The organism is Gordonia lacunae (genome assembly GCF_002149015.1).
In the GTDB taxonomy this organism is placed as follows: domain Bacteria; phylum Actinomycetota; class Actinomycetes; order Mycobacteriales; family Mycobacteriaceae; genus Gordonia; species Gordonia lacunae.
Map to the genome: position 1 here is coordinate 1 of NZ_NGFO01000069.1, position 6,621 is coordinate 6,621.

The 6,621-nt window shown below is 67.7% G+C and carries 5 protein-coding genes; 2 read left to right on the forward strand and 3 right to left on the reverse strand.

Annotation, left to right across the window (positions count from 1 at the left end; genetic code table 11):
* Together CA982_RS26000 and CA982_RS26005 are read right to left on the reverse strand one after the other, a co-directional pair.
* Positions 1–186, reverse strand: a 186-nt coding sequence (locus CA982_RS26000; RefSeq protein ID WP_144066047.1) for a helix-turn-helix domain-containing protein, incomplete at its 3' end; no start/stop codon positions are given.
* Between the two features lie 92 nt (positions 187–278).
* Positions 279–2,432, reverse strand: a complete 2,154-nt coding sequence (locus CA982_RS26005) for an Rv1355c family protein (RefSeq protein WP_086537940.1) — start codon at positions 2,430–2,432, stop codon at positions 279–281.
* Between the two features lie 170 nt (positions 2,433–2,602).
* Here CA982_RS26005 and CA982_RS26010 point away from each other — a divergent pair, with 170 nt between their 5' ends.
* Complete coding sequence (locus CA982_RS26010; RefSeq protein WP_144066134.1) at positions 2,603–3,361, forward strand: hypothetical protein; 759 nt, start codon at positions 2,603–2,605, stop codon at positions 3,359–3,361.
* Here CA982_RS26010 and CA982_RS26015 read toward each other — a convergent pair.
* A complete protein-coding gene (locus CA982_RS26015; protein WP_244176511.1) occupies positions 3,307–4,512 on the reverse strand; it encodes a GGDEF domain-containing protein in 1,206 nt (401 codons plus the stop codon). The two genes, CA982_RS26010 and CA982_RS26015, sit on opposite strands and share 55 nt — an antisense overlap.
* A 461-nt stretch (positions 4,513–4,973) precedes the next feature.
* Here CA982_RS26015 and CA982_RS26020 point away from each other — a divergent pair, with 461 nt between their 5' ends.
* On the forward strand, positions 4,974–6,179 hold the full coding sequence (locus tag CA982_RS26020) for an EAL domain-containing protein (RefSeq protein WP_086537943.1): 1,206 nt from the start codon (positions 4,974–4,976) through the stop codon (positions 6,177–6,179).
* Positions 6,180–6,621: the final 442 nt, after the last annotated feature.

Genomic DNA, 6,621 nt, shown 5'->3' on the forward strand with positions numbered 1-6,621 from the left:
TCGTGAGCTGCGGTCGGCCATGCCCGTCGGTCCCTGCTCGCGGTAACGCCGAGCCCATCGCTGGGCGGTGGTCACCGCGACTTGGAATCGTTCAGCGGCACGGCGCAGCGACCAACCGTCCTCAACGATGCAGCGGGCCAGACGCAGACGCCCGGTTTCTGACAATGGGGCATTACGGTGGGACACGAAGACCTCCGAGGATGGGGAGCGTTCCTTAGACAGCTCGCACTCCACTCGGAGGTCTTCTTCATGTCACCACGCCACGCCGTAGGCCGTACCTAACGTCCGTGGTCAGTACACCTAGCTGTCCCGCGCACCGGCAGCCGCCGGCTGACCTCCACCGGCGAGTGCGCGCGCGAGAGCCTCATCACGATGGTCGGCGCCTCGTCGGCGCCGAGCGGCCACGTGTCGAGCATCTCGCGGCGCAGCGCGGCCAGTTCGTCGCCGTGGTTGCTCGACAGCGTGCGCGCGGTCTCGTCGTCGCCGGCGTACAGAAACGTCGGCGTCATGGGGTGGACCGCGTAACCGAGCCGCTCGGCGGCCACCCACAGCTGCTCCGCGACGATCCCGCCGCGCAGATAGTCCACCGGTGCCGTGCCCCGCTGGACCACGACCAGAACGGCCGACGACGACGCGACCCGGGCACCCGCGTCGGCGCCGAGCGCGGTGCCGCCGCCCCACTCGTCGAGCAGTGCCATCACATCCGCGCGGCGCAGCACGTCGAGCATGCCCGACATCGCGGGTGGCAGATCGAGGGAGGCGACGTCGATGCCTTCGGCGGCCGCCGGGTCGGTGGTGAGCTCCTGGAACATCTCGCGATGCAGTTCGGGCGTCAGGAACCGGGCGCGGTCCGACCGGGAGATGATCGAGGCATAGCGATCGATGTCCGTGCGGTCGGTGAGGGCCACCAGACGCGTCCGGTCACTCGTGGCGGCGTCGTGCAGCCGGCCGAGGTCGACCGCCGACGGCGGTGACCCGTCTCCGACCCCGCGTCGGGTCCCGCGGGTGAGTATCGCGGTCAGTTCCGCTTCCGCGTCCGGCGACGGGGAACCGGTCCCGAGGCCCTTCAGCCGGGCCCGCCCGGCTAGGGTGCCGGCGTCGTCGACGATCTCGATGTCGTCGAGCACTCCGCGCGCCGTCGCCGCGACGCGGGCGTTGTACAGGGCCGCCCCGACCGCCACCGCCGACGCCCGGTGCCCGACATCGAGGGTCGAGGTACGCGTGGGGTCGAGGGTGATGGTGACGGTGTCGTCGTCGGAGGTGATCTCCCACGGCTGCTGGTTGCCCGCGGACGGCGCGCGCCTCGCCGCGTGCACGACGAGTTCGCGGTCGCTCATCGCCTCCACGGGCGTCTCCTCCTGCGGCGGGACCGGTTCGGCGCCGGCCGACCCGTGTGGGCCGCGGTCGGCGACGGTCGTGCCGATCGGGTCCTCGAGGCCGTCGAGCCAGGAGTCACGATCGAAGCGGACGCGTCCCGAACGCAGGGACTTGCCCTGGACGAGGCGACGGACTGCCGCCGCCACCGTCGCGCCGCCCAGCAGCACATCGCCGCCGAGTTGCGGCCAGGCGGTGACCGTGTGGCCGAGTTCGATGGCCGACGCCGCCATCGGCGCGGTCACCTTGGTCGGCTCGAGCACCCGGACGGCCAGTGGGGTCAGGGATGCGCGGTCGAGGCCGACGAGATCCTCGATCTGTAGATCGCCCGCCAGACCGTGGAAAAGCGGCCGATCCGGTTCGAGGTCGAACCGCTCGACATCCAGGGTTCCGCCGTCACTGGTTTCCATCAGGACCGGAATTCCGCGTGACCGACACTTCTGCCGGACGAGAACCTTCACATCGAAGGAATCACATTCCTCGACGACGAGATCGAGTCCGTGGAGGAATTGATCGATGTTCTCGGTTGTTATTCCCTCCGAATACACGACGGTGGTGAGATACGGATCGATCTCGGAAATGCGTCGCGCGGCGATCACGGCCTTGTTGTCGTGAATATCCATGAGCGTTGCCGGAATTCGATTCATATTGGTCAGTTCGAGTTCGTCGAAATCGGCCAGTCGCAATTCGCCGGCCAGTCCTTCGAGTGCGAGCGTGAGCGATATCGCATGCCCCACACTCAGACCGACGACGCCGATGCGCAGGTCTCCGGCGGCGGCCTGCTGCGCCGGGGTCAGCTTGTGCCGGTTGCGGTCGAGCCGGAGCCGTCGGAACGTGCGCGGACCGGGGATCTTGACGAGGGCGTTACGCCAGGGGAAGTGCGCGAAACGCGGGCTCTCGGTCCGCAGCGCCGGCTCCGCGGGCGGGCGGAGTTCGTCGAGTGCGCGGCTCGTGCTCTCGGTGATGTCGGACACAATCAGGGAGGGTTCCGCGGTCAACTCGGCGGGTAGTTCCTCCGGTGAGTAGACGGTGGCGGCGGCGTCCGGCGGCGTGTGCATACGTCCATGGTGTCGCACGGGATTGCACGACGCCAACCGTCAATGCAGTGGTTCGGGCAAAAGAAGTGCGCTTGTGGGAGTGCATAAATGCGCCCCTGTGGCAGCATTACACGCGGGGTCGGGGGAGATCTCGTCTCTAAATTTCCTAATTACCGGAAGGCAATACTGCGATGAATAAGACGACAGCCACCAATGATCTGGTTCGCACCGGCATGCTGCGATCGGTCGCGCCCGAAACCGGGACGGAGTACTCGGTGGTCGTGGCCAGCCCGCGGTCCGAACCCGAACTGTGGCACGAGTACCTGTCCGGCGCGGACGCGTCCTACCACCGCCACGGGTGCGCGGCCGCGCTCGAGTACGACGAGGTCGCCGGCGGCGAGGGCACGGCGATGTTCTTCGCGGTGCTCGACGTCGAGGGCAAGGTCGTCGGCGGACTGCGGGTCCAGCCCCGGTTCGATGCGGCCGCTCAGTCCCATGCGCTGGTCGAATGGGCCGGTCAGCCCGGTCAGGTGCAGCTCGTGAACGCCATCGAGGAGCGTCTGCACGGCGGCATCGTCGAGGTGAAGACGGCCTGGGTGGACGAGCGTTCGCCGATCGCGGGTTCGGTTGCCGGGCAGCTGTCGCGTCTGGGGCTGGTGATCATGGAGCTGTCCGGGGTCGACGCCATGATGGCCACGGCGGCCGACCACGTCCTGCGCCGCTGGCAGTCCGGCGGCGGACGCGTCGACGAGTCGGTGCCGTCGACCCCGTTCCCGGACGATCGCTACCGCACCCGGCTCATGTGGTGGGATCGTGCCCGGCTGAGCGGCCTCACCAGTCCGGAGACCTGGCGTCGGATGCGGCGGGAGGCCGATGCGCTCCAGGCGGTGACGACTCAACGTCCGCTGGTGCGGCTGTCGATGTCCACGAAGTCGGCCGGCCGCCGATAGAAGACCTCGTACAGGCTCGCCGACGGCGGTGACACCGTCCGCTCGGCGTCGGCGGCATGCGCGCTCGGTGCGCCGTCGTTCCAGATCACCGCGTCGATGGACTTGATGACGGTGGTGTCCCGGCCGTTCTCCTTGGCCTGGTACACGCAATCGTCGGCCTGCCCCAGGAGGTTGCCGATCACGTCATCGGTGGAGTAGGCGGTCTCGAACCGGCCGGAGACCAGATTGTCGCCCGCGACGCGCAGCGGCGCGCAGACACCGCCGACGCTGATCGTGACCGGTGCGGCGGCCGCCACCGCGGCCCGCAGGCGTTCGGCACTGAGCCAGAGCTCGTCCGCGTCGTGGACGACGTGGAACATGAGGAACTCCTCGCCGCCGTAACGGCACACCTCCGAACCGACCGGGGCGTGCTCACGGATCGCGGCCGACGCCGCCAGCAGTACGCCGTCGCCGGCGAGGTGACCGTACTGGTCGTTGATCCGCTTGAAGTGGTCGACGTCGAGCAACAGGATGCCGATCCACCCGGTGGACGAGCGTGCGGCCGAGAGGAGCTGGGAGGCGCGGATCAGGAAGCCGCGCCGGTTGAGCAGTCCGGTCAGTGGATCGATCCCGACCAGGCGTGTCTGCTGGTCGAGCACGGCTTCCATCGACTTACGCAGCGCGACGACGAGGAACACCGGCACCACGATCAGCCCGAGCATCGCGCCGAAGCTGATGAGATACGCGGGCAGTGACGGGGTGGTGACCGCGAGGACGACTGCCGCGCAGACGATCGCCAGCGCCAGATGGGACAGGATGAGCCGGGTCGTCGCGGAGATCGCGCCGATCGCCGGGATGACCGCGACGATGGCGAGGACCAGCGTCGACGACCGTGGCGAGGCGAGGATCATCGACGTGCCGCAGATCCCGACGATGCCCAGCCCGCCGAGGAACGCGAACTCGAGGTCGGTCAGCCGGGCACGGATGGCCGTGACCGCGAAGACCACGGCGATGAACGACCAGATGGTCAGCAGGATCGGCATCCCGCCCGGGTAGAGGGTCTCGGGCGCGAGCACGCTGATGACCGGTAGCGGGATGACACCACCGGTGCTGATCAGTGTCGCCATCGATCGGGCGTCGTAGCGACGGAGCACCCTTCTGATCAACGCCATCAACCACGACCGCTTTCCGTCGGCGGCTGTGGTGTCAACCGCTTGTTCGCCGAACTTCGCTTAAATGCAACTGAGAATCCCTTGGCGGAAATCGCACCGCGGTGTCCTATGCATAGGCAATGAAAGTACCTTACCAGCAGTTTTGGACCTTCCCCCGGAATCGTTAGCAGAGTTGCCGAAATGAGTCGCAAATCGGCGCTCGGGCCGGTCTCGGCTTTCTTGAACTTCTGATTACAAAGCAATGTGTCAAGTCTCGTCGGCCCCGCCGGGCCACTTTTGTCGTCGGATTCGACGACCCGTGTCGGCGAGGAATGTGAGAACGGTCATATCGGTCGGGCGGTCCGCAGATCGGTGCCGGGCCGTCTTCTTCCCGGGGGCAGGTCGGCTGAGTAGTATCTCCGCGGTAGAGAACTGCGGCGCCCAGGCGCCGCCCGGGGGGATCGGACTCAGCGAATGACGTCGTGTTGACGATCGGCACCTCGGTGATCGCGGTGTCGGTCGACCCGTACCACCGGGCCGTGGTGGCCTACGGCTACGAGGCGTCGGCCGCGGCCTCCGAGCGATTCATCGAGCAGGTGCTGATGCCCATCAGCCCGCAGGCTCGATTCCATCGGCGGTCGGACTTCTACTGGCTCATCTACCTCCCGTGGACCGGCGCCGGGGACGACGAACTCGGGCGCAACGCGCTGATCGAGGCCGCCCGCACCAAACTCGGCGCCCACACCGTGAGCGACGGTGATCGCAGCTGGTTCCTCGACGTGTGCATGGGCGTCGCCGTCGGCGACGAGCAGCTCGCGGCGAGTTCCGAGGACGACCTGGTCCGCCACGCGGACGCCGCGCTGTGCATCGCGCTCAGCAGCCGGCGGGCCGTCGCGTTCGCGTCTCCCACCATGCAGCGTCACATCCGGGCCGAGGTCGATCTCGCCGGCTGGCTCACCAGGTCGGTCGAGCGCGACTTCTCCGTCTTCTACCAGCCGATCGTCGCGGTGTCCGATCGGCGCGTCGTCGGCTACGAGTCGCTGCTCCGGTGGCACACCGAGTCCGGCGTCCTGGCTCCCGACGCGTTTCTCTCGGTGGCCGAGGGGATCTCGCTGCTGGCCCCCATCGGGCGGCACGCCATCGGCGAGGCGATCCGGGACCTGTCCGGGCCGATCACCGAGAACGTCGGGCCGGGCACGTTCGTCTCGCTGAACCTGTCCGGGCAACAGCTGTGGGACGACGGACTCGTCTCCTACGTGCACGGCCTGATCGACGGGCACGGGGTGGAGCCCTCGAGGGTGTGGGTCGAGGTGCGGGAGGATCAGGCGATCCGGGTCGACACGTCGGCCTCCCGGGCGATCGACGCGCTCCACGATCTCGGCTGCACGATCTGCATCGACGATCTCGGCGCCGGGTTCTCGGCACTCCGCTACGTCCGCGATCTCCCGGTCGACGTCCTCAAGGTCGACCGGACGCTGATCACGCAGCTCGCCGACAGCTCCCCGGACCGCGCCGTCGTCCGCGCGATCGGCGAGATGGCCGCGGCCACCGGCGTGACGATGGTGGCCGAGGGCATCGAATCCGAGAAGGTGCTCCCGATACTGGAGGAGTTCGGATTCGACTACGCCCAGGGTTACCTCTTCGGCCGGCCCGCGCCGCTGGTGGACCTCTTCGGATCTGATCGCTAGGCAGGCCGAACATGTTGTGGCCGAGCGATTCTGATCGCTGGGCACCCCGAGCGTGTTGTGGCCGAGCGATCTGATCCTGCTCCCTGAGGTGCGAGCGAAGCGATCTGATCCTGCTCCCTGAGGTGCGAGCGAAGCGATCTGATCCTGCTCCCTTCAGTGTCAGGGTTGTGGAGCCACGTCAGTGGTGATTGGGTTTCGTCCACCGGGTGTTTGGCTCTCCTGCTCCCTGCCACCCCTTCGGGGTTGGTGTTGCCTCATCGTGCCGGCATCTGGTGTGACGGACCGGCCGGCGTGACTTGATAGGAGCGTGGCAGCGCCCCTCCACTGAAGTATGTCCACCGACCGGCCCGACTGTCCGCCCACCCTGTGACAGGAAGGCAAGCTCCATGATCGTCATCGGTGCTGATGTCCACAAGCGCTCCCACACTTTTGTCGCCGTCGA